Source organism: Allobosea sp. 01N443 (assembly GCF_056399325.1).
Genome location: NZ_JBFTRC010000357.1, coordinates 1 through 2,291, shown reverse-complemented (window position 1 = coordinate 2,291; position 2,291 = coordinate 1). Strand labels below are relative to the sequence as shown.

The 2,291-nt window shown below is 65.5% G+C and carries 4 protein-coding genes; all 4 read left to right on the top strand.

Going from position 1 to position 2,291, the window contains the following annotated elements:
* A partial coding sequence (locus tag AC1DRP_RS36265) for a peptidylprolyl isomerase (protein WP_476771103.1) occupies positions 1 to 477 on the top strand: 477 nt, incomplete at its 5' end.
* A gap of 18 nt (positions 478 to 495) precedes the next feature.
* Entirely contained in the window at positions 496 to 1,125 is a 630-nt protein-coding gene (locus AC1DRP_RS36260) for a hypothetical protein (protein ID WP_441491864.1), read from the top strand.
* Entirely contained in the window at positions 1,125 to 1,595 is a 471-nt protein-coding gene (locus AC1DRP_RS36255) for a peptidylprolyl isomerase (RefSeq protein WP_441491863.1), read from the top strand. The genes AC1DRP_RS36260 and AC1DRP_RS36255 overlap by 1 nt, the downstream gene beginning before the upstream one ends.
* Before the next feature lie 131 nt (positions 1,596 to 1,726).
* On the top strand, positions 1,727 to 2,291 hold a 565-nt coding region (locus AC1DRP_RS36250), incomplete at its 3' end, for an S-adenosylmethionine:tRNA ribosyltransferase-isomerase (protein ID WP_476771102.1).

Sequence of the window (2,291 nt, the reverse complement as noted above, 5' to 3'; positions counted from 1 at the left end):
GATCCCAACAATACGGTCGTGCTCGAGACCAAGGACGGCAACATCACGATTCGTCTTCGTCCCGATCTGGCGCCCAAGCATGTCGAGCAGATCAAGGCGCTGACCAAGCGTGGCTTCTATGATGGTATCGTCTTCCATCGCGTCATCGACGGCTTCATGGCCCAGACCGGCGACCCCACCGGCACCGGCACGGGCAAGTCAGACCTGCCTAATCTCCCGGCTGAATTCAGCCCCACGCCCTACAAGGTCGGCTCGGTCGGCATGGCGCGTTCCGCCTCGCCCGATTCCGCCAATTCCCAGTTCTTCATCTGCTACGAAGGCTGCGGTTCGCTGACGGGGCAGTACACGCTGTTCGGCGAAGTAGTGTCCGGCATGGATGTGGCGCGCAAGATCAAGAAGGGCAGCTCGGCCAATAATGGCCAGGTCAGCGGCCCCGACAAGATCGTGCGCATGCGTCTTCAGTCCGACGCGAAATAGCAACGAGCGGCTACCTGCATGTCGCGTGTCCTGCCCCTGTTCGTCGCCGGCTTGTCGATCGTCATGGTCGGCGCTGGCGCGGCACAGGACACACGCGACCTGGGATTGCCACCGCCCTCCGGCTCGCAGAACCCGGTTCTGCCTCCGCCTTCCGGCTCGCAGAATCCCGTGCTGCCCCCACCGACGGGGCAGCGCTACCTGCCGGGGATCGGCGGGCCGTTCGGGGAACACGCGCCACGCCGCGCCATTCCAAGCCTGCCGCCTCCTGTCGATTCGGGGCTGAGCGGTTCGGTCTCGCCAGTGACGCGGAGCTTTGAAGGCGACGCCGTCGATCGCGTTTCGGAGCTCGGTCCAGCGTTTCGACGCTGCTGGAATCCGCCTGCGATGACCGGCTCCAGCGACAGCGCCATGGCGACTGTCCGCTTCAGCCTGCGGCGCGACGGCACCATCTTTGGCCAGCCGCGCGTCACCTGGGAAACGCGCCGCACCGACCCCGATCTGCGGGAACGGTTCACCGCCTCCGTGATCGACGCCATCCGAAACTGCGCACCTGTGAGGTTGTCGCCGCGCTTCGGAGCGAGTATCGCGGGGCGACCCTTCACCATTCGCTTCCACGGCCGTGCGCCGTCCAATGAAAGGCCGATCTGATGTCGCTCGATCCCGAGAACACCCTCGTCATGGAAACCACAAAGGGCCGCGTTGTCATCAAGCTGCGCCCCGACCTCGCCCCTGCCCATGTCGAGCGCCTGAAGACGCTGGCGCGCCAGGGCTTCTATGACGGCATCGTCTTCCACCGCGTCATTGATGGCTTCATGGCGCAGGTCGGCTGCCCGCATGGCACCGGCACCGGCGGCTCCGACCTGCCGGACCTGAAGGCCGAGTTCAACGCCGAGCCGCATGTTCGGGGCATCTGCTCGATGGCCCGTTCGCAGAACCCGAACTCGGCCAACAGCCAGTTCTTCATCGTCTTCGACGACGCCCGCTTCCTCGACAAGCAGTACACGGTCTGGGGGCAGGTCGTTGAAGGCATGGAGAATGTCGACAACATCAAGCGGGGCGAGCCGGTGCGTGAGCCGGACTCCATCGTCTCGATGAAGGTGATGGCCGACGCGGCCTGATATCGCCACGGGCCCCGTTCGAACGGGGCCTGAGTTCAGATGAGCCCTCATCCCGGCAGCGCCGCAGGCGCGTCCCGACGGATGGGGGCTCATCTTGTTCTGGTTCGCAGTTTTGTGAGGCGGATTCGATCGTGGATGTCGAACTTTTCGACTTCGACCTGCCGGAAGAACGTATCGCGCTGAGGCCCGTCAGCCCACGCGATGCTGCGCGGATGCTCGTGGTGCGGCCGGATGCAGCCGAACCATTCGAGGATCGCGGCGTTCGCGAACTCGCCAGCCTGCTTCAACCCGGCGACGCGCTCGTCCTCAACGATACGCGCGTGATCCCGTCCCGGCTCTACGGCCGGCGCGTCAGGGGAGAGGCCTCGGCGCGCGTCGAGATCATGCTGCACAAGCGCGAAGCATCCGACCGATGGCTCGCGTTTGCCAGGCCGGCCAAGAAGCTCGCTCTCGGCGAGACGRTCGTGTTCGGCTCGGATGCGGCATCGAATGCGTGCGAGCTCGGCGCGCTGCATGCCGAGGTCGTCGGAAAGGGCGAGGGCGGCGAGGTCGAGTTGCGCTTTGCCTGGTCCGGTCCGGTGCTCGATGAAGCGATCGCGCGGCTGGGTGAGTTGCCGCTCCCGCCCTATATCGCGGGCAAGCGGCCGACCGATCTGGCCGATGCCCACGACTATCAGACGGTTCACGCCCGTATGG

Bases quoted from the DNA above. Each gene is read 5' to 3' on its own strand.
- AC1DRP_RS36260 (WP_441491864.1), top strand. From the start codon at position 496: ATGTCGCGTGTCCTGCCCCTGTTCGTCGCCGGCTTGTCGATCGTCATG.
- AC1DRP_RS36255 (WP_441491863.1), top strand. From the start codon at position 1,125: ATGTCGCTCGATCCCGAGAACACCCTCGTCATGGAAACCACAAAGGGC.